The organism is Agrobacterium albertimagni AOL15, assembly GCF_000300855.1.
GTDB classification, from domain to species: Bacteria; Pseudomonadota; Alphaproteobacteria; order Rhizobiales; family Rhizobiaceae; genus Allorhizobium; species Allorhizobium albertimagni.
The window spans coordinates 1-1013 of sequence record NZ_ALJF01000038.1 but is presented as its reverse complement, the minus strand read 5'-3'; the positions used below and the strand labels follow the sequence as shown (position 1 = coordinate 1013).

1 protein-coding gene and 1 pseudogene are annotated in these 1013 nt (G+C 61.7%); both read left to right on the top strand.

The annotated features are described in order from the left end of the window. Window positions 1-542, top strand: a 542-nt coding sequence (locus tag QWE_RS24200) for a M10 family metallopeptidase C-terminal domain-containing protein (RefSeq protein ID WP_006728813.1), incomplete at its 5' end; no start/stop codon positions are given. Between the two features lie 63 nt (window positions 543-605). Beyond that, window positions 606-1013: pseudogene (locus QWE_RS24195) on the top strand (HlyD family type I secretion periplasmic adaptor subunit); the annotation flags it as partial.

The following is a 1013-nucleotide window of genomic DNA, read 5'->3' as shown; positions in this document are numbered from 1 at the left end:
ACGCTTCGTCCGCGACCATGGCGGTCGAGATCGATCTCGAGGCGGGCACCGCCACAGGCGAGGAGATCGGCAACGACCGTCTGACGTCGATCGAAAATGCCGTCGGTGGGGCCGGGAATGACACGATCACCGCGAGTTCTGCCGTCAACATTCTCTATGGCCGCGGCGGTCAGGACAGCTTCGTCTTCGGCTCGGTCGCCTCGATCGGCAATTATGGGGCCGGCTTTGACCAGATCCGCGATTTCGACGTCGGCGACAAGGTCGACCTGTCGAAGCTGGAGCGGGAGCTCGGCCGCCTCTACTTCGACGATGGCGAGAGCACGCTCGAGCTCGACCGCCACGACCACAAGACCTTGGTCAAACTCTACAAGAAGATGATCGACGACGATGATGCAGGCCATCATGTCTTGCAGCTCATCACCGACATCGACGGTGACCAGGATTACGAGATCGTCATCATCAGTGCTCGGGACCTCAATGAAGACGACCTGATTTTGACGGCCTTCCATATGCCGGGCCAGGTGGAAGGGCTCGTGGCCTGATCCGAACTTCTTCATCCGGCCCCGCTTCGGGCCGAAACTGTAAACTGCGTAAGGGGACACACCATGACACAGCGCCTTGATGACAAGAACACGCAAGTCTCGCTCTCCGGCAAGGGGCTGAAGGGACGCATGCTCGCCGCGACCATCCTCGGTCTCGCGCTGACCGCCGGGATCGGCGGATGGGCTGCCCATGCGAAGCTCGCAGGCGCCGTCATCTCGCAGGGCGAACTCGTCGTCGTTGGAGAGACCAAGCAGGTCCAGCATGTCGATGGCGGCACGATCGTCGAGATTCCCGTGAAGATCGGCTCTCTGGTCGAGAAGGGCGATGTCGTTCTGCGCCTCGACGACACGCAACTGCGCATCGAGCTCGGCATCGTCACCTCGCAGGTCGCCCAGCTGAAGGCGATGATGGCGCGGCTTGTGGCCGAACGCGACGGTCTCGACGTGCTTTCCTTCGAGGGTCTGGAGCTT